At 37.6% G+C, this 22890-nt stretch carries 23 protein-coding genes and 1 pseudogene; 13 read left to right on the top strand and 11 right to left on the bottom strand.

Annotated features, from left to right (window positions below):
* Positions 1–37 precede the first annotated feature (37 nt).
* Together K0R77_RS01815 and K0R77_RS01810 are read right to left on the bottom strand one after the other, a co-directional pair.
* Complete coding sequence (locus tag K0R77_RS01815; RefSeq protein ID WP_300346643.1) at positions 38–1321, bottom strand: hypothetical protein; 1284 nt, start codon at positions 1319–1321, stop codon at positions 38–40.
* Between the two features lie 33 nt (positions 1322–1354).
* Positions 1355–1891 carry a YceI family protein gene (locus tag K0R77_RS01810; RefSeq protein ID WP_300346641.1) on the bottom strand — a complete coding sequence of 179 codons (537 nt, stop codon included), beginning with the start codon at positions 1889–1891 and terminating at the stop codon, positions 1355–1357.
* Positions 1892–2788: 897 nt separating this feature from the next.
* On the opposite strand from K0R77_RS01810, the gene adhP reads away from it, so the two are divergent.
* Together adhP and K0R77_RS01800 are read left to right on the top strand one after the other, a co-directional pair.
* Entirely contained in the window at positions 2789–3808 is a 1020-nt protein-coding gene (gene adhP, locus K0R77_RS01805) for an alcohol dehydrogenase AdhP (protein WP_300346639.1), read from the top strand.
* 106 nt (positions 3809–3914) lie between these two features.
* Complete coding sequence (locus tag K0R77_RS01800; protein ID WP_300346637.1) at positions 3915–5306, top strand: MBL fold metallo-hydrolase; 1392 nt, start codon at positions 3915–3917, stop codon at positions 5304–5306.
* 83 nt (positions 5307–5389) lie between these two features.
* On the opposite strand, the gene K0R77_RS01795 is transcribed toward K0R77_RS01800, so the two are convergent.
* A complete protein-coding gene (locus tag K0R77_RS01795) occupies positions 5390–5806 on the bottom strand; it encodes a DUF3788 domain-containing protein (RefSeq protein WP_300346635.1) in 417 nt (138 codons plus the stop codon).
* Positions 5807–5947: 141 nt separating this feature from the next.
* On the bottom strand, positions 5948–6232 hold the full coding sequence (locus tag K0R77_RS01790) for a hypothetical protein (protein WP_300346633.1): 285 nt from the start codon (positions 6230–6232) through the stop codon (positions 5948–5950).
* A 303-nt stretch (positions 6233–6535) separates the two neighbouring features.
* Between K0R77_RS01790 and K0R77_RS01785 the strand changes: the two genes are divergently transcribed.
* The 11 genes and pseudogenes from K0R77_RS01785 (at position 6536) to trxA (ending at position 16047) form a co-directional block, all read left to right on the top strand.
* Positions 6536–7198 (top strand): BON domain-containing protein, encoded by a 663-nt coding sequence (locus tag K0R77_RS01785; RefSeq protein ID WP_300346632.1) that lies wholly within the window; start codon positions 6536–6538, stop codon positions 7196–7198.
* Positions 7199–7346: 148 nt separating this feature from the next.
* Positions 7347–7463, top strand: a pseudogene (locus tag K0R77_RS01780) (transposase); the annotation flags it as partial.
* Positions 7464–7602: 139 nt separating this feature from the next.
* Positions 7603–8211 (top strand): Crp/Fnr family transcriptional regulator, encoded by a 609-nt coding sequence (locus K0R77_RS01775; RefSeq protein WP_300346630.1) that lies wholly within the window; start codon positions 7603–7605, stop codon positions 8209–8211.
* 65 nt (positions 8212–8276) lie between these two features.
* Positions 8277–8588: a rhodanese-like domain-containing protein gene (locus tag K0R77_RS01770; protein ID WP_300346628.1), complete on the top strand. Its 312-nt coding sequence runs from the start codon at positions 8277–8279 to the stop codon at positions 8586–8588.
* Positions 8589–8592: 4 nt separating this feature from the next.
* Positions 8593–9027 carry an OsmC family protein gene (locus tag K0R77_RS01765; RefSeq protein WP_300346626.1) on the top strand — a complete coding sequence of 145 codons (435 nt, stop codon included), beginning with the start codon at positions 8593–8595 and terminating at the stop codon, positions 9025–9027.
* A 155-nt stretch (positions 9028–9182) separates the two neighbouring features.
* Complete coding sequence (locus K0R77_RS01760) at positions 9183–10490, top strand: TolC family protein (RefSeq protein ID WP_300346624.1); 1308 nt, start codon at positions 9183–9185, stop codon at positions 10488–10490.
* A 185-nt stretch (positions 10491–10675) separates the two neighbouring features.
* Entirely contained in the window at positions 10676–11620 is a 945-nt protein-coding gene (locus K0R77_RS01755; protein ID WP_367182664.1) for an efflux RND transporter periplasmic adaptor subunit, read from the top strand.
* Between the two features lie 245 nt (positions 11621–11865).
* Complete coding sequence (locus K0R77_RS01750) at positions 11866–15087, top strand: efflux RND transporter permease subunit (RefSeq protein WP_300346622.1); 3222 nt, start codon at positions 11866–11868, stop codon at positions 15085–15087.
* Between the two features lie 58 nt (positions 15088–15145).
* The gene (locus K0R77_RS01745) at positions 15146–15445 is read left to right on the top strand and encodes a hypothetical protein (protein WP_300346620.1); all 300 of its coding nucleotides are present in this window, start codon (positions 15146–15148) and stop codon (positions 15443–15445) included.
* Between the two features lie 12 nt (positions 15446–15457).
* Positions 15458–15664 carry a DUF2892 domain-containing protein gene (locus K0R77_RS01740; RefSeq protein ID WP_300346618.1) on the top strand — a complete coding sequence of 69 codons (207 nt, stop codon included), beginning with the start codon at positions 15458–15460 and terminating at the stop codon, positions 15662–15664.
* 95 nt (positions 15665–15759) lie between these two features.
* Positions 15760–16047 carry a thioredoxin gene (gene trxA / locus K0R77_RS01735; protein WP_300348331.1) on the top strand — a complete coding sequence of 96 codons (288 nt, stop codon included), beginning with the start codon at positions 15760–15762 and terminating at the stop codon, positions 16045–16047.
* A 112-nt stretch (positions 16048–16159) separates the two neighbouring features.
* Here the strand turns inward: trxA and K0R77_RS01730 are convergent, their stop codons facing one another.
* From K0R77_RS01730 to K0R77_RS01700, 7 genes are all read right to left on the bottom strand, one after another.
* Positions 16160–16906 carry a LytTR family DNA-binding domain-containing protein gene (locus K0R77_RS01730; RefSeq protein ID WP_300346616.1) on the bottom strand — a complete coding sequence of 249 codons (747 nt, stop codon included), beginning with the start codon at positions 16904–16906 and terminating at the stop codon, positions 16160–16162.
* A 35-nt stretch (positions 16907–16941) separates the two neighbouring features.
* Entirely contained in the window at positions 16942–17913 is a 972-nt protein-coding gene (locus K0R77_RS01725) for a sensor histidine kinase (protein ID WP_300346614.1), read from the bottom strand.
* A gap of 32 nt (positions 17914–17945) precedes the next feature.
* Entirely contained in the window at positions 17946–18830 is an 885-nt protein-coding gene (locus K0R77_RS01720; protein WP_300346612.1) for a DUF6268 family outer membrane beta-barrel protein, read from the bottom strand.
* A gap of 43 nt (positions 18831–18873) precedes the next feature.
* Positions 18874–19548 (bottom strand): ABC transporter ATP-binding protein, encoded by a 675-nt coding sequence (locus tag K0R77_RS01715; RefSeq protein ID WP_300346610.1) that lies wholly within the window; start codon positions 19546–19548, stop codon positions 18874–18876.
* A gap of 218 nt (positions 19549–19766) precedes the next feature.
* A complete protein-coding gene (locus K0R77_RS01710) occupies positions 19767–21008 on the bottom strand; it encodes an FtsX-like permease family protein (RefSeq protein WP_300346608.1) in 1242 nt (413 codons plus the stop codon).
* The gene (locus K0R77_RS01705; RefSeq protein ID WP_300346606.1) at positions 20992–21663 is read right to left on the bottom strand and encodes an acyloxyacyl hydrolase; all 672 of its coding nucleotides are present in this window, start codon (positions 21661–21663) and stop codon (positions 20992–20994) included. Before K0R77_RS01705 ends, K0R77_RS01710 begins: the two co-directional genes overlap by 17 nt.
* Before the next feature lie 62 nt (positions 21664–21725).
* The gene (locus K0R77_RS01700) at positions 21726–22859 is read right to left on the bottom strand and encodes an efflux RND transporter periplasmic adaptor subunit (protein ID WP_300346603.1); all 1134 of its coding nucleotides are present in this window, start codon (positions 22857–22859) and stop codon (positions 21726–21728) included.
* Positions 22860–22890: the final 31 nt, after the last annotated feature.

The following is a 22890-nucleotide window of genomic DNA, read 5'->3' as shown; positions in this document are numbered from 1 at the left end:
GACTCTAGAGTTTCCTCTGCTTCTGTTAGCTGAACATTTAGAAAGAGATCACAGCTTCCAGCATAAATCCATTGAACTTACCGTCTCTGCGGATGTTGGTTGCTGGATATCCGTCATATTTCTGGTTTACGTATTCTATTTTGGTAAGGATGTTTTTGGTCATAAACCAGCCTCCACCAATATTATATCGGTCTACACTAATGTCGTCACCTGTAATTAGTTTTCCGTCTACTTTGTTATACCGTCCGCCGAAGTAGAAGTTTTCAGTATTTCCAAATCTGTAAAGCAATTCTGCAGCATATTGGTTGTACGTTCTTCTATCAGTTTCTACGAGGTTACGTCCAGAGGCGGATTCGAAGATTCCGAAGAATTCCAATCCTTTGTATTTCAGAAACGGGTTGATCATCAATGAAGTCATCGAATTGGCGAAGTCCGGATCTACCATTCCGGATCTCATCTGCGCTGAAGAAGTGGCTGCTGTATTCTCCATCACAAAATAATATCTGGAACCTGCTCTGTCCCCATTGTAAAAGTCCAGTCTTGGAGCTCTTGCAATATTATAAACCGATCCTGTAAGTCTTATTCTAAGATCCTGATTGATCTGTTTGTCATATCCTAATTTTCCGTAAATGCCGGGGCTTGTTCCTCCCGTAGCAGTTTGATTAAGTTTTCCGTTGGTTACACCACCCATTACGATCACACCGTTTCTTCTGTAATAAAGCTCTGCGAAAGGAAACGTAGCATAAGCGTCCATTAGGTAATTTCCAACAAATGGATTCAAAATGGCGTAAGCATTATCGGTTCTTCTCAGTTGAGCATCACCGTAGTTGATTTGATCCTGACCTACTTTGATAGTTGTATATTTCATCAATTCCTCTGCAAAACCTTTCTGGATGAAGTCCAACTTATCAATCTGTAAGTATCCACCTTTTACATAAGTTTCGTTATGGTGTCTTGAAGACAGGAATGTTCTCAAGTGTAAGTTCACACCATCATACAAAGCGACGTCCAAGTCTAAATTGGCGGTTGGGAGGTTGATGTTATTTCCGATGTTGTACAATTGAGTAGTATTCACACCGTTAACGATAACCGGTGTTGCATTATTCTCATGTTTTATTCCCTGAAATTGTAATGCAAATGCACCCCCTACTTTTACTCTTAAGTGATCAAAAGTGGAAACAGTATCTTTTGGGTTTTCAAAAACCGTCAACCCCCGTTGGTCTCTTGGTTTCAAATTGTCTAATTTACCTTCCTGAGCGAATCCCGATGTTGCTGTTAGTAAAGCAGCGATGAAGCCGGCTTTAAATATATTTCTTTTCATGATATTAAATATTATTCAGTTATTTGATTTGAATTAATCTGCTACTACATTTATTTTTACAGTGACAACGTCACCAGTTTTGATTCCCATAAATCCCGGGCGTTCCATTCCGAATTCTGACATTTTGATCGTTTCGTTTCCGTCAATGATATAAGTGTTTCCTTTTTTCACAATGGAGATAGGGAACGCAACGGTTTTAGTAGCTCCTGCAATTGTTAATTTTCCAGTAGCATTGCTCTTGCCAAGATTGATGGAGGTAGCTGTGAAAGATATATTCGGAGCCTTGTCTGCCTTCAATGCATCATAAGCCTTCTTTTCCATCGTCTTTCCCTTTTCTGCCTTCAGATTTCTGACAGGGACGGTGAAGGTCACATTCGTGATTGCATTCCCCGAAACAGTTCCAGAAAAATTCGCATTGGTACCGGTCATTTCCCAGTCGTGCATCGGAGATGTTCCGAAAATAGTGATTGCCGTACTTTTTTGGACTAATCTTTGAGCATTTGACAATTGCGGCATTAACATGCTTCCTAATACTAAACTAAGCGCCATAAGATGTTTCGTAGTTTTCATTTTGATACTATTTTATTGTTTTAATTATGTTTTTTATATTTTATAAGATGAAGAAGTGGGTAATTAATTTTACTCGTATAAAAGGATGATTTAAATTTTGTTTATCATCACGATACGAGATTAGTATTGATTGTACCGTGTTGATTTCTCTGAACTTTATTGTTGGAAGTTGATTTAAATTTATAGGACAAAGGTAAAATCTGAGTAATATTCAGAAGATGACGGTAATTTCATTTTTAAATGATCCTCATCACTTTATTCTTTCAGCTTCTCAAGGATCATGTTTATGATCATCTGAAATGTTTGTAATCCTAATAATTATTTGGTCTTCATAATGTCTTTTTAATATTTAAATTAATTTAATTTATTGATTATCAATATTTTATTTTATTTAGGTTCATCAAATATCATCCTGGCACTATAATTAATCGGGATACTAAATTACTTTGCTGACGATCACAAAAATTCATGATGAGGGTCATTTTCTATATCGGGTTCTGTTTCTAAATTTGTTCAACTTTAAAATAGCAACATGGAAACAATGGGCATGACATCAATTATCAAAACGGTGAACCCGTTCAATAATAAACTTGTGAAGTCATTTGATGAATGACAGAGGAACAGCTTGAGTCAAAATCAAGCTGACGGATAAAGCTTTCAAAAGCTGTAAGAAATTAGTACAATCTGAGCTGGCGTAATTATTACAACGCCTTGCGGTCATCATGCGCAACAAATCCGATTCGTACGACTGCTCTGGACGTCGCAATTAATTACAGCAGAGAGTTGCAAAATAGCATATCTTTTTATTTTTCCAATTTAACCTTTAATTCAGCATATGGCTTTATTAATAGTAAAGCCATATGCTCTAGATCTTTATAAATTATGATACCAAAAAAAATGAAAGCAGCGGTAATCCACGCTTTTGGAGAGCCGTTACAAATCGAAGAAATGCCCGTAAGAGAGCCAGGCGACAATGAAATATTAGTGAAAGTCATTGCCTGTGGAGTATGTCATACCGATCTTCACGCATGTGAGGGAGATTGGCCTGCCAAACCAAAGATGCCTTTGGTTCCTGGACATGAGGCGATAGGATATGTCGTTGCGTTAGGACACAGTGTAAAAAACGTGCAAGAAGGTGATATTGTCGGTGTACCTTGGTTATACAGTGCCTGTGGATGTTGTGACTATTGTTACACGGGCTGGGAAACCCTTTGTGAAAGTCAGAAAAATGGAGGTTATAGTGTAGACGGTGGTTTTGCTGAATATGTTGTTGCTGATTCAAGATATGTTGCCCGCTTTCCTTCAGGTATCAATTTTGCAGAAATGGCACCGATCATTTGCGCCGGGGTTACCGTTTACAAAGGTTTGAAACAAACTGAAGCCAAACCCGGGGAATGGGTAGGTATTTCCGGAATCGGGGGATTAGGTCACCTTGCTGTACAGTATGCCAAAGCGATGGGTCTGCATGTGGCAGCGATTGATATTGCTGATGATAAACTAAAATTGGCAAAAGACTTAGGGGCAGATGTCATCGTAAATGCCAAGGAAAAAGATCCGGGATTGTTCCTTAAGAAAGAGACCGGCGGAATGCATGGCATGCTTGTGACAGCACCGTCGATAACTGCATTTAATCAGGCGCTCGGCACCCTTCGACGTAAAGGGGTACTCTCCTTAAATGGACTGCCTGCAGGTACTTTTGATCTCTCGATTTTCGACACAGTGATCAATGGTACTACTATCCGTGGTTCTATTGTAGGAACACGTAAAGATATGGAAGAAGCCATCGCTTTTGCCGTGGAAGGAAAGGTGAAAGCTACTGTAAAAACAGCCAGACTCGAAGATATTAATACCGTTTTTGATGAGATGAAAAAGGGAGATATCAGCGGCAGAATGGTTTTGGAAATCGCAAAACCATAGCGTTCGTTTGCAGCAATATTAAAATCTTATTGATGATAACAATAGGGCATGGATATACTTAAAAACCAGTCCTCTAATTTAAAGTTCAACATTAAAAAAATAATTTATGTTTTTTCAACATATTTATGATAAGAGCCTTGCGCAGGCGAGTTATTTAATCGGCTGTCAGACAGTCGGAGAAGCAATAGTTATCGATCCAAAAAGAGATATCGATACCTATCTTCAGCTTGCCAAAGAAAATAATCTGACAATTACCCATATCACGGAAACGCATATTCACGCAGATTTTCTCTCAGGTTCCCGTGAGCTTGAAAAAGCAACAGGTGCGAAGCTGTATCTTTCTGATGAAGGCGGAGCGGATTGGCAATATCAGTTTCAGCATATTGGTTTAATCAATGGGGATACAATTGAAGTAGGTCGCCTTACACTGAAAGTAATTCACACCCCGGGACATACCCCTGAAAGTATCAGTTTTTTACTAACCGATCATCCTGCAGCGGATGTACCGGTGATGATTTTTACCGGAGACTTTGTTTTCGTGGGAGACATAGGAAGACCTGATTTACTGGAAAAAGTAGCGGGATTGACCGGAACTCAGGAAAAGGGAGCAAAAGAAATGTACCATTCGGTGCAGGACTTTGTCAAGCTCCCTGAGTTTATTCAGGTCTGGCCGGGACATGGAGCAGGTTCGGCCTGCGGAAAATCTTTGGGTGCTGTCCCAAGTTCTACGGTCGGTTATGAGAAAATCAGAAACTGGGCATTTCAGTATGAAGATGATGAGGAAGGTTTCATCGAGTATCTGTTAGAAGGTCAGCCGGAACCGCCGAAATATTTTGCAATGATGAAAAAGTGGAATAAAGTAGACAGACCTTTATTGATGGAAGTTCCGATACAGAAAAAACTTTCAAAGGAAGAATTTCTCAGCGCATACCATGATGGAGTACAGGTGATTGATACGAGAAGTAAGGAAGACTTTGCCAAAGGTTTTATTCCGAAAAGCCTCAATATTCAGGGGAATAATTCTTTTTCGACCTGGATGGGATGGATGGTCAACTATTCAGAACCTTTTATTTTGTTAGCCCAAGAGGGACAAATGGAAGACCTTACCCGTAAACTGATGAGGATAGGGATGGATCAAATGATGGGCTACATTTCTAGTGCCGAAAATTTGGGATTGGAATTGCAGACCGTTGACAGCATTGATCTTGAAGAATTTAAAACCTATCTGAACAGAGAAGACGTTCAGGTGATCGATGTAAGAAACAAAACTGAATATGAAGCAAGACATATCGCCAATGCAGAAAACTTTTTTGTTGGAACTCTTGAAGATCATCTCGACATGATTTCCCATGAAAAGCAGGTGATCATCTATTGTCAGAGCGGTGACCGTGCTTCTATCGCCTATTCTATCTTAAAGAAATATGGTTTTGAGAACGTAAAAATTTATTACGGGGGAATGAAGGAATGGTTGGAGAAATACAATTCTGTAACCAACTAGAAATAGATTTGTTATTGGAATTAAAAATACTTAAAAAAAGCAGTAACGGACGGAAAACCTATTACTGCTTTTTTATTAAGATATCAGTGATCAATCTTTATTTTTATTAGTTTTTCAATGTCTTTCAAATTTGATCTGTCTCTGACTTCAATTCTGATTCCACGTCCTTCTGTATAAGCCTTTGCGGCTAAAAGCTCGGCTTTTATTTTGTCTGAAATATTACTTTCAAGTATTTTTTCAGTCGCTTTCTGTCCAAAAACAAATGCTGCCTTAAAGAATTTCTCTCGCGGTAAAAGATATATGATAACCCTTGTTTTATCTTTGATTCGAAAACTCCATCCGAATTTTGCTCCGGAAAAATGCCATCCTGATTTAGAGTTGAAATCATGTTCATGAGTAAATTTCTCAAAGCTTTTCCATATATCAAAAGTGTCTCCTAGGACTTCTTTCAGCTGATTCTCTGTAGGAATTTCATCCTTCATACTAAATATACTTTTCATTATTCTCACAAAATTTTAAAGTACGTCTTTATCAATATATATTATGTTTCTAAATGATTCGGTTTATGTAACAAATCAATTTGTGGTCGACAATCTTGATCCATACGTCAGCAATGACGTTATTGATTTAGACTGAAGAGATTATTTCTTAGATATTCTTTTGGCTCCCTCGTTACTGCCTTTAAAAGTAACATAACATCCAAGTACAAAACCTAAATTATACCAATTGCCATTATTGGCAACTTCATAAACGGTAATGTCTTTTTCAAACAAGCTTAATACAAAAGAAACAGGAGAGATAATGCCCTGCCAAAATCCGTGTAAAAATCCTGCATCAGTGGACTGTATACACTTCGATAAATCATGTGTTGAAGCACAGCTTCCCATTAATAAAAGGAGAAGCAGTAAAAATAATTTTTTGTTCATGAGTTCTTAATTTTTCATCTAATATAATAATATTTAATGTTTTCTTATCCTTGATCACCTACACCAATAATGCAAGTTGATCAATATCAAATGACAGCGTGATGAGCATCACTTTATTTGACCAGAACTTTGCGGAACTTTGAAACACTTTAATAACAAGAGGATTACGTAACCTGATTGCAAATAAAGCAAGACTAAATTAATAATTGTATAATCGGAATAAGGGCAAGTTGAAAATCTGATGAACTAATCGCTCAGATAGACAAAGGCAGCAAGCCATATTCAAAATTAAAATTAAAAAAAATGAAAACAAATTCAGAATTACAGAAAGACGTTCAGGATGCCATTAAATGGGAACCACTGCTCAACTCAGCAGAAATCGGAGTCATTGCTAAAGATGGTATCGTTTCTTTAACAGGTATTGTCGACAGCTATGCGAAAAAAACGGAGGCGGAAGAGGCTGCTAAAAGAGTAAGCGGTGTAAAAGCTTTGGTAGAAAACATCGAGGTGAAATTTCCCAATTCATTTACAAAAACAGATCCGGAAATTGCAAAAGAAGTATTGGATGCTTTGAAAGCTGCATGGGACGTTCCTGATGATAAAGTTTCGGTAAAGGTAGAAGATGGGTGGGTTACTTTAGAAGGAGTATTGCCATGGAACCATCAGAAAGAAGCGGCTAAAAGAGTGGTCAAATATCTTAAAGGAGTGAAGGGGGTTTTTAATAATATTAAAATTAAATCCGAGCTTCATGACGTAATAGAACAGAAAGCGGTAAAAGATGCTCTTAAAAGAAGTGCGATTGATGACAGCGATATTGATGTTGCCGTTTCAGGAACAACTGTAACTCTAACAGGATTGGTAAATTCTTTTTATGCAAAAGAAGAAGCTGGACGAATAGCCTGGAAAACACCCGGTATCTGGCATGTGAAAAATGAATTAGAAGTTGACTATGAATATGCTTTCTAATCCATTTTTGTAAAAAAACTTAAAAGCACTAAATGTACTTTTAAGTTTTTTTTTGATGAAACTGCTCAGCGAAATGTATGTGATTTTAAAGGTTATATAAATTGAAACAATCCGCTATAATTGAATTGTCTCATCGCTATGAAATTCATTTTTAGAAATTGGTTATGAAGATAACCATGTTCATTTTTTGATACAAATTGTTCCAAACTTATCAATTAGTAAAATTTGTATGAAAGTAAAAAGTATCACAGCTAAAGAAATTTTCAAAAGTTTTCCTTAAGCTAAAGCTAAGCTTTTGTTTCTAATATTTCGGGGCTCTGCCACGGGGTAGTTTATTAAAAAAAAGAATAATCTACTATTTAGGAATGCATTCCGCTTTTCCATGATTATAGTTATATTTGAGTATGAATATTTATGAAATATTAGATCCTGAACTCAAGAAAGAAATTGCAGCCAGTGGCGATTTAAAAATATTCCCTGCAGGTACGGTTATTTTAGATATCAACTCCTATGTTAATTACATTCCATTGGTAATGTCTGGCAGTGTGAAGGTCGTAAGAACGGAAGAGGATGGGAGAGAAATCCTTTTGTATTATCTTACGCCCGGGGAAAGTTGTATCTCATCAATACTTTCAGGGCTTACCCAAGGCACTTCGAAAGTTAAGGCGGTGGTAGAAGAGGACGCTGAAATTCTGATGCTGTCACTTCCAAAAGCCAAAGAATGGCTCACAAAATATCCGGAATGGTCTACTTTTGTTTTTGAGCTTTATCACAAAAGATTTGAGGATTTAGTCAATATGGTCAATTCAATTGCTTTCCAAAAAGCAGATGCTCGAATTTTATATTTATTAGATCAAAAATCAAAACTGTATAAATCTAGAGAACTTTCCGTTACCCATCAACAACTTGCAGACGAGCTAGGTATTACGAGAGAAGCAGTAAGCCGTGTGCTGAAACAGATAGAGATCGAAGGTAAAATAAAACTTTCCCGAAATAAAATTACCCTATTGTAACTTACATCACTGACTGACTTTTATCTCATCCGTACATTTGCATTATAAATTTTAAAACCAATAAAATGTTAGATGCAATAAAAAACCTTTTCGGTATGGATAAAACCGATTATGCGGCTCTTGTAAATGAAGGTGCTGTTATCCTTGATGTAAGAAGCAAAAGCGAATATGCTGGCGGACATATCAAAAATTCTATTAACATTCCTGTTAATGAACTTCAAAATAATCTTTCAAAGTTAAAAAACAAAGATAAAACCATTATTACCTGTTGCGCATCGGGGATGAGAAGTGCTTCTGCGAAAAATATTCTACAGAATAATGGCTATAAAAAAGTCCACAATGGTGGAGGATGGAGTAGTTTAAACTCTAAATTATAATCCGATGGAAGCACATTATTATAACGTTAATATTTCCTGGAAAAATGAGCGTAAGGGAGAAATGTCATCGCCGGAACTTCTTCAAAGCATAGAAATAGCAACACCTCCTCAATTTCCCAAAGGAATCGAAGGAATCTGGTCGCCGGAACATTTGTTTACCGCAGCCGTTAGCAGTTGTTTGATGACAACTTTCCTCGCAATTGCAGAAAACTCAAAATTAGAATTTGAAAATTTTGAGTGCAAATCCAAAGGAAAATTAGAACAGGTTGAAGGCAAATTTCTGATGATCGAAGTGATTTTGGAACCTGTTGTCACCATCAAAGACGAATCGGACAGAGAAAAAGCTGAGAAAATTTTGCAGAAATCAGAAGCCAATTGCTTAATATCCAATTCTGTGAAATCTAAAATCACGATGATTCCTCAAATCAAATTAACATAAATGTTTCCATATATTTTTAATTATTACCGCCTTTACTGGCGGTTTTTTTTTGTCCCCAAAATAAAAGCAAATGTTATTCTGAATTATCTTCTTATGTGATAAAGGTTACTGTGCAACAGTTTTCATCAGTCTAATTTTGTCAAAAATTAAAGATTATGCAAAAAGTCTGGGTGCTTATTTTATCGATAATCACATTTCAAACTATATTTTCACAGGATACCATAACTATTTCCAAAACCGAACTAGAGCAGAAAATTTTGGACAATAATCTTCAGGTAAAAATGGCGCAAAAAGAAGCCGAACTTGCCGATGCAGAACTGTTGGGAACAAGAGCGATGTATCTCCCAAACATTAATGCGTCTTACACTTTTTCCAATACTAACAATCCGCTGTATGCATTTGGTTCAAAACTCAATCAGGAACGTATTACGATGACGGATTTCAATCCGGATAATCTCAATTCGCCAAAAAGTATTTCTACGTTTGCGACCAAATTAGAAATTCAGCAGCCCATCATCAATATGGATGCGGTTTACCAGAAAAAAGCCGGACAGGTAAAATCAGAAGTGCTGAAAATCAAAACAGAAAGAACCAAAGAATACGTTCAGTTCGAACTCAAAAAAGCATATATGACGTTACAGGTGGCGTACAAGATGGTTGAAACGTTAGAAAACGCTAAAACAACAACATTGGCAAATAAAAGAGTCATCGACAATTATTACAAAAACGGAATTATTCAGAAATCAGAAGTTTTGTATATGGATGTACGTCTGAAAGAAATTGACAATCAGATTCAGTACGCTAAATCAAATGTCAAAAATGCTTCCGATTATCTCTATTTTTTGTTGGATGAAAATTACCAGAACAAAGTCCTAAAACCCACAGAATCATTAGAATATCAGGAAAATATGGTAGAAAATAATCCCACTTTGAATATTAATAGAAAAGATTTACAAGCCTACCAAAAATCTCTCGAAGCTTACGGTTTGATGATAAAATCTTCCAAAGCCAAATTTCTACCAAAACTCAACGCCTTTGGAAGTTTCGAGATGTACGACAACAAAATCGCACAGTTCGATGCCAACGGATATTTAGCCGGAATTCAGCTTTCTTGGAACGTTTTCGATGGTTTGAAAGCCAAAAGCGAACAGGAAAAATACAAAGCCGAACGCTCCAAAGCAGAAACCGAAATCCAGCAATACCAAAAACAAAGCGAGCTGGAATTGAGCAAAACTTCCCGACAAGTTCAGGATGCCGGGAACAAAGTAAACCTCACCAAACTTGCCTGGGAACAGAGCAAAGAAGCCTACCGAATCCGCAAAAACCGCTACGACCAAGGTCTGGAAAAATCTGCCGATCTGCTTACGTCCGAAACGCAAATGTCACAGAAAGAATTAGAACACATCCAAGCCATTTTCGAATACAACACCGCTTTAGAGTATTATAAATTTTTGAAAAATTAATTTTTTTAGGAGCTTAATCCCGCTGTCCACTATATCTTTTTTGCTTTTGATTTTTTTTTAGAATAGAAAATTTAGGATAAGCAAAAAAGGATGCCGTTCCCATCGGGGCTATGATTAAAGTTTCGCTCAATACAATAAAAAATAAAAACCTATGAGGTTTGAAACAGAAAAATAAAATCAACATTATGAAAACATATATTTATTCCGGTCTTATTCTGTCAGCAGTTCTTTTGAGCAGCTGCTCGTCCGACGACAAAAAAACCGAACAAAACACAGATGCTCCCATTTCGGTTACGGTCAATCAATCAACTACCAATTCCACAGGTTCATCCGCAACTGCCACCGGAAAATTGGTTGCCAGAAATTCCGTGAATGTTTCTACCAGAATGATGGGCTACATCACCTCGATGAGAGCAGAAGTCGGACAGAACGTATCTGCCGGGCAAGCATTGATAAGCATTAATTCCACCGATATTCAGGCAAAAGGCGGACAAGCCAACGCACAGATTTCGCAAGCTCAGGCTAGTTTCAATATTGCTAAAAAAGATTACGAAAGATTCCAGAATTTATACAAAAATCAAAGTGCATCTCAAAAAGAATTAGACGATATGAGAGCCCGTTTCGAAATGGCTCAGGCGGGTTTGCAAGCCGCTCAGCAAATGAAAAACGAAGTCAATTCTCAATATAAATATACCAACATTACCGCTCCGATTTCCGGAACAATTACTGCGAAATTTGCGGAACAGGGCGATATGGCAAGTCCGGGAATGCCTCTGCTTACGATAGAATCTTCGGGAGCTTTGCAGGCGCAGGTTTTGGTTTCCGAGCAATACATTACTATGATTAATCCGGAAATGACTGTTCAGGTAACACTCAAATCCATCAACAAAACGGTTCCAGGAAAGGTTTCCGAAATCAGTAAATCGGCCACCAACACTGGTGGGCAATATATGGTGAAAATCAATATTCCTGCATCAAAAGAATTGCTCCCCGGAATGTTTGTCAATGTGCAGTTTCCATTTAAAAATTCCGGTAAAACCAATCAGGATTTCGAGGAAAGCATAACGGTTCCAAAATCTGCTTTGGTAGAAAATGGACAATTAACGGGAGTTTACACGGTAAGTTCATAAAATACAGCAGTCTTACGATGGATAAAAATCGGGAAATCTTTCGGAGATGAGGTGGAAGTGCTATCAGGTTTAAATGCTAAAGAACCATACATCATTTCAGCCAACGGAAAATTGTATAACGGAGCAAAAATTCAAATTAAATAATGTAACAATTGACCAATGCAGCAATTACTGATTTACGAATAAAGTTTGTAATTGTTATACTGTTACATTGATACATTTTCACATTAAAAAAATATTTTTTTATGGAAAAAGGATTCGCAGGACGTATCGCCGAGTTTTTCATCAATTCAAAACTGACGATTTTATTGATGGTCGCTTTGATGATAATCGGGGTGTACAGTTCCACATTAATACCAAGAGAGGAAGAACCGCAAATCATTGTGCCAATGGCAGATGTAATGGTCGGTTATCCAGGCGCATCGCCGAAAGAAGTAGAAAGCCGCGTGGTAAAACCTTTGGAAAAAGTTATTTCCAACATCAAAGGGGTAGAGCACATCCACTCAATGGCAATGAACGGAAAAGCAATGATTATTGTTCAGTTTTATGTGGGTGAAGATACAGAACGCTCTTATGTGAAATTGTATGATGAACTGATGAAAAACAAAAACATCTTGCCGAAAGGCGTGATGGAACCGATGGTGAAAACCCGTTCCATAGATGATGTTCCGATGTTGGGACTTACGCTTTGGAGCGAAAAATACAACGATTACGAACTTCGTCAGATCGGTGAAGAATTATCTTCGGAAGTCAAAAAAATTAAAGACGTTTCCCTGACCAATGTGATTGGCGGAAGAAACCGACAACTAAAAGTCATCGTAGATAAAGATAAAATGGCTGAACTGAACGTCGATGCACTTTCTGTGATGCAGATGATTCAGGCCAACAACGGAAGTTCACAATCCGGAAGTTTTGATTCTAATGATACAGAATATCTTTTGACAACAGGACAATTCCTGAATTCAGCAGAAGATGTAGAAAATCTGGTTATTGGAACCTCTCAAAATATGCCAGTGTATCTGAAACAGGTCGCGAAAATTGAAGACGGAGCAGCTTCTCCCGCCAATTACGTAAGTTTCGGAAACGGAAATGCGATGGAAAACAGCAAGAAATTTAAGTCTGAGTATCCTGCAGTGACACTTTCTGTTTCCAAAGTAAAAGGTGCAGATGCTATGAAAATTTCCGAGCAAATCCTAACCAAAGTAGAAGAATTGAAGAAAACTTTAATTCCAAATGATGTTCACGTAGAAGTTACCAGAAATTACGGAGAAACGGCTTCCCACAAAGTGTCAGAATTATTGATGCATTTGGGCATTGCAATCTTGGCAGTTACCTTTTTGGTAATGCTTGCGATGGGTTGGAGAGGCGGATTGGTCGTGTTCTTCTCAGTTCCGCTTACGTTCGCTTTGACATTGTTCAGCTATTATATGTTAGGGTATACTTTAAACAGAATCACGCTTTTTGCTTTGGTTTTCGTGGTCGGAATTGTGGTGGACGACAGTATTATCATTGCGGAAAATATGCACAGGCATTTTCATATGAAGAAATTACCCTTCAAACAAGCGGCTATTTATGCCATTAATGAAGTCGGTAATCCAACCATTTTAGCCACTTTTACGGTAATTGCTGCGATTTTACCAATGGCTTTTGTCTCCGGAATGATGGGACCTTATATGTCGCCAATGCCGATTGGAGCTTCGATTGCGATGTTGCTTTCGCTGTTTGTAGCTTTAACGGTAACACCATATTTAGGTTTTCATTTATTAAAAGTAAAAGATACGCACGAGCATAAGGAAGAACAGGGATTGGAAACCGGTTTAATTTATAAAATTTATAAAAAAATAGAACAGCCATTGCTCGACAGCAAATCCAAAAGATGGACGATGACGGGCGTTACGGTGGTACTTTTATTGATTTCGGTATTGGCATTTTTCACGAAATGGGTCGCTGTGAAAATGCTTCCTTTTGATAATAAAAATGAAATTCAGCTGGTGATTGATATGCCGGAAGGAACCACTCTGGAAAGAACAGCCGCTGTTACCAAAGACATTTCCCAATACCTGAAAACCGTTCCTGAAGTCGTAAATTACCAGAATTATGTAGGCTCTTCTGCTCCAATTACGTTCAATGGTTTGGTTCGTCATTATGATATGAGAGGAGCGAGCAATACCGCAGATATTCAGGTAAATCTTTTGCACAAAGAAGACCGAGATGCGCAAAGCCACGATGTAGCCAAGAAAATCCGTCCGGAAATTCAGAAAATTGCAGCAAAATACAACGCCAATGTCAAAGTGGTGGAAGTTCCGCCTGGTCCGCCGGTTTTATCAACTATTGTAGCCGAAATTTATGGTCCTGATTATGATGGGCAGATAAAAGTTGCCAAACAAGTGGAGGAAATTCTGCATAAAACCGACGATGTTGTGGATATCGACTGGATGGTAGAAGCACCTCAAACTGAATTTAAGATTATTCCGGACAAAGAAAAAGCAATGCTGAATGGTGTTGCACCACAACAGATTGTTGGTAATCTATCATATTTGATGGGCGAACATCCGATTGGAAATTTATATGACGAAAAATCCAACGATCCTGTTGATATCGTAATGAAACTGAATAACGGCGACAAAGCCAGCATTCAAGACGTGATCAACCTGAAAATAAAAGGACAAATGGGAATGATTCCTGTAAGCGACTTGGTAAAAGTAGAACAAGATACGTTGCAAAAATCCATTTACAGAAAAGACCAGAAAAGAGTGGTGTATGTAATGGCAGACATGGCAGGAGGTCTTGAAAGTCCGGCGTATGCGATCTTGGGAATGGAAGAAAAACTGAAAAAAATCCAGCTTCCGAAAGGATATTCACTGAACGAACTGTATATGAACCAGCCGGAAAGCGAAGATAATTATACCGTAAAATGGGACGGAGAATGGCAGATTACTTTAGAGGTATTCAAGGATTTGGGGACAGCTTTTGCTGTGGTAATTATTATTATTTATATGCTGATTGTCGGTTGGTTCCAGAATTTTAAAACCCCGATTGTAATGATGGTTGCCATTCCGCTGTCGCTCATTGGGATTGTTTTGGGACACTGGCTTCTCGGCGCTTTCTTTACCGCAACTTCATTCATAGGAATGATTGCTTTGGCTGGTGTGATGGTAAGGAATTCGGTTTTACTGATTGATTTTATAGAAATCCGTCTGAACGAAGGTATCCCAATCAAACAAGCCATTATAGAAGCAGGAGCAGTGCGAACTACGCCCATTTTATTAACAACTGGAGCGGTAGTAATCGGAGCGGTAATCATTCTTTTCGATCCTATTTTCCAGGGATTGGCGATATCACTGGTGTTCGGGGCCATAGTTTCCACCATTCTGACATTGATTGTTGTTCCTGTTATTTATTATATCACGGAGAAACATAAATGGGAGAAAAAAACTGAAGTTGAAAATAAAGTTTCCGAAGAGTAAAAAATAACATATCGCATAGGTTTCAAAAACCTGCGAGGTTCAAATAAAGTTCAAAATTATGAAACTATTATTGATAACAGCAATAGAAGAATTTGAAAAAGAAGTGAAAAATATTCTAAAACATTCCGGAGTGAAAGCCTTTTCCTATCAATCGGTAAAAGGATTCAAAAACAACGGTGATGAGCTCAAGAATTGGTTCAGTTCGGACAATGTTGAGATTGATTCTTTGTTATTTACCGTTTTTATAGAAAGCAGATATGTTGACGAAATTTATATCCGTATACAAGATTTCAATTCAAAACAAAAAACATTTTCACACGTTCATATCGCAACCGTACAATTAGAAAAATCAATTTAAAACAAGAAATATATGCATACGAGAATCGCACACGCAATAGCCGGAATTTTAATTCTGTCCAGTCTTTTTTTAGGAATTAAAGTGAATGAGAACTGGTTTTGGCCTACAGGTTTTGTAGGTCTCAATCTTTTACAAAATGCTTTTACCAATTGGTGCTTGATGTATGTAATCCTTCGCAAATTGGGGATTAAGGACGACGGAAAAAGCTGTTCCAGATAAATATTATTTTAAATTTTGCCCTTTCATTATATTTGTGAACACAAGTGATGAGGTCGAATATGAAGAAATCAAATAAAATCCAAAAAAATGAATAAATTCAAGAACTTATCAATCAGGATAAACCTGTTTTGGTAGACTTTTTTGCAGAATGGTGTGGTCCGTGTAAAATGCAGGCTCCTATTCTTCAGGACCTAAAAAAGAAAATAGGAGACTCTGCCAATATCGTCAAAATTGATATTGATAAAAATCAGGCGGTTGCAGCTCAGTTCGGAATCCGTAGTGTTCCTACTTTGATGATTTTTAAAGCAGGTGAAGTTAAATGGAAACAGTCCGGTGTCTTTCAGGCAGATGAATTGGAGAGATTAATAAAGCAAAACAGCTAAGAGCTGAATGTTTCTGCACTTCTGGTTTTGAAGTTGTACAACAATAACAAGGTAGTCTGGGAAAACCTTGGTTTTATCAAAATATCACCTGCGAATAGGGATGAAATATAAACTACGATTCTAACCAGTCTTTAAAAGCAGTAACTTTCAACCTGCTTACAATTAACTTTTCTGATAGGTTGAACTTTGTTTGAACAATGACTTTTCTGTTGAAATATGGCTCAATAGACAATATTGCTTCTCTATTAATCAAAACCTGCCTGTTGATACGAAAAAACTGTTTAGGGTCACAAACTGATTCGATGTACTCCAGATTTTTGAACAAGGAAAATTTTTCGCCGCCAATGGTGTATATATAAACAGTCTCAAATTCAATGTAAAAAAGAGCGATGTCTTTTACGTATTTTACCAGTGTTTTATCTCGATATTGTGTCAGAAAGCTTTGCTGGTATTGAGTAGCATCGGGAAATTGTAACGGGGCAGATGATTTGCCCTTAAAAGTTTGAACCAGCCTTTTGTATTTGTTTAGTGCAGTGTGAATGTCTTCCTCCTTGAAAGGTTTGAGGATATAATCAATACCGTTATTTTTAATGGCTTGTAAAGTATACTCATCATAAGCGGTACAAAACACTACGGGAACAGTAACGTCAATATGGTTAAAAATCTCAAAGCTATGCCCGTCGGCTAACTGGATATCCAGAAAAATCAGGTCTAATTTTTGCTGGTGTTTACTTAAATATTGCGCAGCTTCTGCTACCGACTCCAAACGTTCGGTTACCAAAAAATCTTCATCCTGCTCAATTATTTCTTTCAGCAACTTGGAAGTATGTAATTCGTCTTCTACTATCAGTACGTTCATATTATTTCAGTTGAGCATTTAGATTACCCCCTTCATTAAATAAGTTTAAGTCTTACCAGAAAGTAACCATCTGTCGATTCAATATCCACTCCGTTTTCGATGTTTAGCAACTCATACCTCTTTTTCAAATTTTCCAATCCATAGCCGGAAGATGAACTGTTGGTCATCCTGGGTTGAACATTATTTTTAATTTCAATATAATTATCGGCACTTTTGATCTCAATATACAAAGGCATTTTCGATGTCATCATATTATGCTTAAAACAGTTTTCTACCACGGTTTGCAATGCCAATGTAGGAATTTGGTGTTCGTACAATTCTTCAGCAATCTGGATACTGATTTGTACAGCTTCCTCATTTCTGTTCTTCATTAGAAATAAATAGGATTCCAATACCTTTACCTCATCAATCAGTTTAATCAATGTGCTTTCGTTGTACCGTAAAGTTTGCCGGTAAAAGTCGGAAAGACTGAGGATAAACTGTTCAGATTTCGGGTCTCGATGCCGCACCATTGTACGAAGGGTATTGAGTGAATTAAATAAAAAATGCGGGTCGGCTTTGGTGCGTAATGCTTCTAATTGAACCTTGTAGTTTTCTGTTTGTATCTGCTGTTTTTCCAGTTCCAGTTGTGCTACTTTTTTGTTGGCACGAAAGGCATATTGAATTATTAGAAATGGAATAATGGCAATAAAATACCTCACCACAAACATCCATTTCAAATTCTTATTTTGAAATAGCGGTGTGAGCAGAAATATATTGTAAACTATAATAAGTAACGCTGTCGCTGCAATAATTGATTTAAGAAATCTGTACGTTTCTGCTTTTCTAGAAATATAATCCAGCAAGATCCAAAGCAGGTAAAGCATTGCAGAAACAGACGCCCACCGAAGTAATATCAAGGAATCAACATCAAAAATATTTATAATCCCCCTCGTAGTAATCGCATTTAATGCCGGAAATACGATACATAAAGCAATGGGCAATATTTTTTCTATGGGTAATTTCATTTTTATGATAAAGTTACAAAAGATAAGGTCTTCTAGAATGGTTTAAATAAAATACCCAGTTGAATATTCCATCCGTTGTTGTCTATTTCATAGATGGGGTCGGGCTTTTCACCTAAAGGCATAGTAATAACCGTCCAAGGTGTAGTAGCTGTATCATCATAAAGTTTGTAGCTCTGTCTAAAATTTCTACCGACCCCAATATTCAGTTCCCAGTTTTTTGCAAACTGATATTCCAGCTTTGCCAAACCAGTCCATTGATTGACCTGGATAAACTGATTGTCACTTTCCGTTGCTGAAAGCCTGTAGCTGGATGCATCTGCGGATACTTCAATCCCGGCACTCCATTTATCATTAAAATGGTAAAGCACTTTTGGTTTGATGGGGAACTGCCCGGTAATGCTCCATTTATCATTGGGTTTGTAATCTACATCAATGAATGGGATAATCTGGTTACCGAAAAACTGTCTGGAATAAGCCAGACCCCAACCTGTACGCAACTTTTCGGAATGTTTTACCCTGTAACGCAAGCCTGCAGTATACCTGAAATCTTTGCCACTCACATCTTGTAAATCTGAAAACAATCCTGTTTGAGCAAAAAAGGTCAGGCTTTTTCTGTCTGATAATTTATAGATCCAGGCTCCCTGCAAAGTGAGACCGTGTAAATTGCTGGTATGATCCGCCGGGAAATTCTGTAGCGATAAATTTTTGTAACCCACTATTCCAACAATGGTATGTTGTTTTTTTTGGAACACCGGAAGTTTGAGTTTTACATCAAATAAATTGGCATTAGCAAAAGTGTCGTTATATTTTAATGTCGAAACTGCATAGTTGACATTCAATAAATCCCTATCCTGAGCAAGTAAGCTATTTGCAAATAAGAATGTCGTTAATAGCAGCAGGGTATTGTGTTTTATCATTCTTAAAGACTTTTATTTTTAATTAACAACTGAAAGTCTATTCTCAATTTGCTACTATTTTCCCATCTACCATTTCAATAATTCGGTCGCAATTGGCAGCAAATTCGTCATCGTGGGTAACGGCAATGATGGTTTGCCCTTTTTCCTTGGCCAACTGGCGAAAAATATCAAACACAATTTTGGTGTTTTTACTGTCCAGGTTTCCCGTAGGCTCATCGCCCATAATAATGGCTGGTTCGTTTATCAAAGCTCTTGCGATAGCAACTCTTTGCTGCTGACCACCCGATATTTTGGACGCCTTTTTGGTTTCGTGGCCTTTAATATCAAGCAACGTCAATAGTTCCATTGCTCTTGCTTCTATTTCGTCTTTAGATTTCTTTTTAAGCTTCAAAGCCGGTAGCATTATATTATCCAATACGGAAAATTCCGGCAATAAATAATGAAACTGAAACACAAACCCGATATGCTCATTCCTGAACTTGGCTAACTGGTTTTGTGTTAACCCGGTAACCATAGTGTCATTGATAACGATGTTTCCTTCGTAGGATGTATCCATTGTGGAGAGTAGGTAAAGGAGGGTAGATTTACCCGAACCGGATTTACCAACAATGGCAACAAATTCACCTTTGTTTACGTCAAAACTCACGTCTTTCAATACCTGAAACGTTTCAGGGTCGTGAAAGTATTTTGTAATTTTATTTGCAGTTAATGCTTTCATTTTTAATTTTTAATAACATCCATAGTAATAGTAACACCCATAAAACCAGTAACATTCGCATTCATAACCATACTGGTAATAGTAATCGCAGTACTGGTAATAGTAATAGCAATCCAGGTAATATAGAAGTAGAGTTAACACACCTAAAAAAACTGTCAGCCAAATGAATTCCGAGCCTTCATTCGGTAATAGCTTCTTCTTAAAATTATTCTGTCCCATTATCCTCGCAAAATTTCTACAGGGTCTACCTTGGATGCTTTTCTGGCAGGTAAATAGCCCGCAATAAACGTGATGGCCAAGCCAAATACCATTGCCAAAATATAATCAGAAGGCAGATAGGTGATGGGTAATGTGTCAAAAGATGCAATCTTAAATGGAATGCTGTCTACAATAAAAGCAACAGCAAAACCTAATAACAAGCCTATAAAACCACCAATTAAGCCGATAATGACAGATTGGACCAGGAAAATGTGTACGATGTCCTTTCCATCAAAACCCATTGCTTTCAGGATGGCAATCTCCCGTATCTTTTCACTCACGGTCATGTTCATAATGTTATAAATTCCAAAACCCGCAACAATAAGTATGGTAAGTGAAACAGCAATCGCTATGATGTCCCGCAGGGTATTGGCAGATTCTAATTGGGCATTGCCTTCCTGCCAGGCTTCTGTTTTGTATTTAATATCTGGACACACTTCATTGGCAATAATTTTGGCATCGTTGTAGTCCTTTACATTTGCCATCACATCTGTTGCATAACTTTTATTCTTAGACAATAACTGTCGTGCCGTGTTGATAGAAATAATTGCACGGCTCTTATCAACACTTCCGCTCCCGGTTTCTAGTAATCCCACGACCTTAAAAATTTTATTTACGCCATCGGATGTAGTAAGCGATATATTGTCACCTATTGATGCACTTAACTTATCTGCCAATCCACTGCCCAGTACCACAGCATCCGAACGCTTTTCTAAATCATACAAATTACCCTCTGTTATATACTCCGTGGTGTTGAACATCTGGATTTCATTCACTACATCAATGCCAGAAAGTGAACCGCTTACTTTGGTCACGCCATTTCTGAAAAATACGTTTTGATTGACCTGCTCGGTAATGGCGACAATGTTTTTGTTTTTTTGCAATACTTGTTTTACTTCATCGGCATTGAGTATACCTTCCGTATAATTGATGTGCCTGGCATTGCTTACCATATTCAATGTATCCGAAGCATTCTTTTGCGACAACAGTATTGTGGGCTCTCCGGCAGGGTCATTATATACCCTTATATGTGACATTGAGGTAAAAGTGATATCGGTCTGGGCATTATTTACACCGTTCATAAAGCTGTTCATAAAAACGTACATCGATATCCCAAATGTTACGCTTAGTACCGCTACAATCAACTGTTTTACTTTGGAAGTAAGATGTGTCCAGGATATCTTGTTATTTATATTTGTCATTTCTTTCTTTTTTTAAATTCCAGCTTAATCCTACAAATAATCCATTGCTGTCGTGTGCAGGATTTCTTTCTGCTCCTTTTGTATTGCCATTAGAGATATGAAGATGTCGTACGCCAAATAATAAGTCCAAATTGTTGAGATGTATTGATGTCCCGATGCCGTACTTGGTTGTTCCATTCCAGTAGGTGCCAAGGCGATTGTCTTGCGTGGTAGGATTTGGAAAATTATCAATAAAGTATATCATCCCTCCACCCGCTTCAAACCATAATTTCCAATCCGGTTTATTGACTGCGTAAAATCTTGCAAAAGGTCTTATCGCAAAACCCACGGTATTGTTGTAATCATCAAAAGGTGCTGTGATACTGAATTCTGTACCAATGGACATCCATTTTCGCATCATCAGGTTTACGCCTGTACTGTTTTGTACTAAGGTGCTGTAAGGATATTTGTACCCAAATGTTACACCCATTTCTGAATAAATACTCAATCTGTCTTGTAGTGTACTGTCTTTTTTGGTAAGCAATAAGGCAGTACCTACAACTGCGGCAGGAACAATAAAACCCATACTGGTATGAAGTTTTAAGGGTTCAAATCCCAATGGATTCTGATACCATTTGTCGCCTTGCGGAAATTGTGCAAAGGATTTGTCTATCATTAAAAAAATGAATAAAGCGATAAACGAATACCTGTTTAAAATTATCATACACTTATATCTTTCTATTCAGTACCCGGAATTGTAACGCCCTCTTCTGTATGCTTTCCTTTTGGTAAAAGAATAATATCTTTTCCGGTCAAGCCTTGTTTTACTTCAACCCAATTGCCTGATTTTTGTCCGATCTTTATTTCTTTTTCTTCACCATTTCTTAACTCTACATATTTGCCACGGATGACCGCTGCTGATGGAATGACCAAAACTTTCTTTGTGCCTTGCTGCTTAATATTTGCTTGTAGCTGTGTGCCCGAAAGTAAAAGCTGTGGTGGATTTACAAAGGCTGCCTCTGCTGTGAATGATTGTTCCGCCTCGTCAAATGCCGGAAGTATTTTTGTGATCGATGCCGTAAATGTGGTGTCGGGATAATTGTTCATTTGCACAATCGCTTCTTGACCTATGGAAAGTTTTGCAATATCATCTTCTGCAATAAATAGCTTCAGGATATTTTTACCACTGCCGATTTTGGCAATCACCTCGCCCTTTCGTACCAATTCGCCTTTCTTTTTTAAAACCTCCAGCACAATACCGTCCTTATCTGCTTGTATGCTGTAATCGTTTAAAATGGCCTGCTGTGTTTTTACCTGTTGCAAACTACGATCGGCATTTAATTGTAATGCATCCTGTGCCTGTTTGTAACTTTTCTCCAATACCTGCAAGCTACTTTGTGAGGCTTTGTATTGTAGTTCTGCTTTTTCATATTCCAACTGCGATACAGAATTTTTCTTGCGCAAATCGGCATAACGCTGATAGTTGATCTTGTCGAGATTGAGCTGAGTCTTAGACTGGTCAATCTGTGATTTTATCTGCTCTAATTGCGGTGCATTGGCCGATGAATTTTGTTTCGCATCGTTATAAACTACTCGTGCTTCCTGCAACTGCGTATTGGAAACATCACTATCAATTCGCACCAGTAATTGTCCTTTAGAAATATAATCACCTTCACGAATGCTCAATTCCCGGATAGTACCATCGGCAGTCGCGGAAATTATATATTCATCCTCCTGCTCCATGTGTCCGCTTGCAAAAATGGCTTGCTGTATAGTCTTGTATTGTGGTGTCGTTTCCTCCTGAGGGTTGCAAGACAATAGGCCGAACATTGGAAGATAGAATAACCCAACTATTATTTTATTTGTTTTCATTGATATTTTATCATAACATTTATGATCATAC

The organism is Chryseobacterium sp. (assembly GCF_029240215.1).
GTDB lineage: Bacteria > Bacteroidota > Bacteroidia > Flavobacteriales > Weeksellaceae > Chryseobacterium.
This window is presented reverse-complemented; position numbering and strand designations above follow the sequence as displayed.

Bases quoted from the DNA above. Each gene is read 5' to 3' on its own strand.
- K0R77_RS01745 (WP_300346620.1), top strand. From the start codon at position 15,146: ATGAAACTATTATTGATAACAGCAATAGAAGAATTTGAAAAAGAAGTG.
- K0R77_RS01755 (WP_367182664.1), top strand. From the start codon at position 10,676: ATGAAAACATATATTTATTCCGGTCTTATTCTGTCAGCAGTTCTTTTG.
- K0R77_RS01750 (WP_300346622.1), top strand. From the start codon at position 11,866: ATGGAAAAAGGATTCGCAGGACGTATCGCCGAGTTTTTCATCAATTCA.
- K0R77_RS01710 (WP_300346608.1), bottom strand. From the start codon at position 21,008: ATGACAAATATAAATAACAAGATATCCTGGACACATCTTACTTCCAAA.
- K0R77_RS01790 (WP_300346633.1), bottom strand. From the start codon at position 6,232: ATGAACAAAAAATTATTTTTACTGCTTCTCCTTTTATTAATGGGAAGC.
- K0R77_RS01705 (WP_300346606.1), bottom strand. From the start codon at position 21,663: ATGATAGACAAATCCTTTGCACAATTTCCGCAAGGCGACAAATGGTAT.
- K0R77_RS01700 (WP_300346603.1), bottom strand. From the start codon at position 22,859: ATGAAAACAAATAAAATAATAGTTGGGTTATTCTATCTTCCAATGTTC.
- adhP (WP_300346639.1), top strand. From the start codon at position 2,789: ATGAAAGCAGCGGTAATCCACGCTTTTGGAGAGCCGTTACAAATCGAA.
- K0R77_RS01730 (WP_300346616.1), bottom strand. From the start codon at position 16,906: ATGAACGTACTGATAGTAGAAGACGAATTACATACTTCCAAGTTGCTG.
- K0R77_RS01775 (WP_300346630.1), top strand. From the start codon at position 7,603: ATGAATATTTATGAAATATTAGATCCTGAACTCAAGAAAGAAATTGCA.
- K0R77_RS01785 (WP_300346632.1), top strand. From the start codon at position 6,536: ATGAAAACAAATTCAGAATTACAGAAAGACGTTCAGGATGCCATTAAA.
- K0R77_RS01765 (WP_300346626.1), top strand. From the start codon at position 8,593: ATGGAAGCACATTATTATAACGTTAATATTTCCTGGAAAAATGAGCGT.
- K0R77_RS01740 (WP_300346618.1), top strand. From the start codon at position 15,458: ATGCATACGAGAATCGCACACGCAATAGCCGGAATTTTAATTCTGTCC.
- K0R77_RS01760 (WP_300346624.1), top strand. From the start codon at position 9,183: ATGCAAAAAGTCTGGGTGCTTATTTTATCGATAATCACATTTCAAACT.
- K0R77_RS01720 (WP_300346612.1), bottom strand. From the start codon at position 18,830: ATGATAAAACACAATACCCTGCTGCTATTAACGACATTCTTATTTGCA.
- K0R77_RS01715 (WP_300346610.1), bottom strand. From the start codon at position 19,548: ATGAAAGCATTAACTGCAAATAAAATTACAAAATACTTTCACGACCCT.
- K0R77_RS01725 (WP_300346614.1), bottom strand. From the start codon at position 17,913: ATGAAATTACCCATAGAAAAAATATTGCCCATTGCTTTATGTATCGTA.
- K0R77_RS01810 (WP_300346641.1), bottom strand. From the start codon at position 1,891: ATGAAAACTACGAAACATCTTATGGCGCTTAGTTTAGTATTAGGAAGC.
- K0R77_RS01815 (WP_300346643.1), bottom strand. From the start codon at position 1,321: ATGAAAAGAAATATATTTAAAGCCGGCTTCATCGCTGCTTTACTAACA.
- K0R77_RS01800 (WP_300346637.1), top strand. From the start codon at position 3,915: ATGTTTTTTCAACATATTTATGATAAGAGCCTTGCGCAGGCGAGTTAT.
- K0R77_RS01770 (WP_300346628.1), top strand. From the start codon at position 8,277: ATGTTAGATGCAATAAAAAACCTTTTCGGTATGGATAAAACCGATTAT.
- K0R77_RS01795 (WP_300346635.1), bottom strand. From the start codon at position 5,806: ATGAAAAGTATATTTAGTATGAAGGATGAAATTCCTACAGAGAATCAG.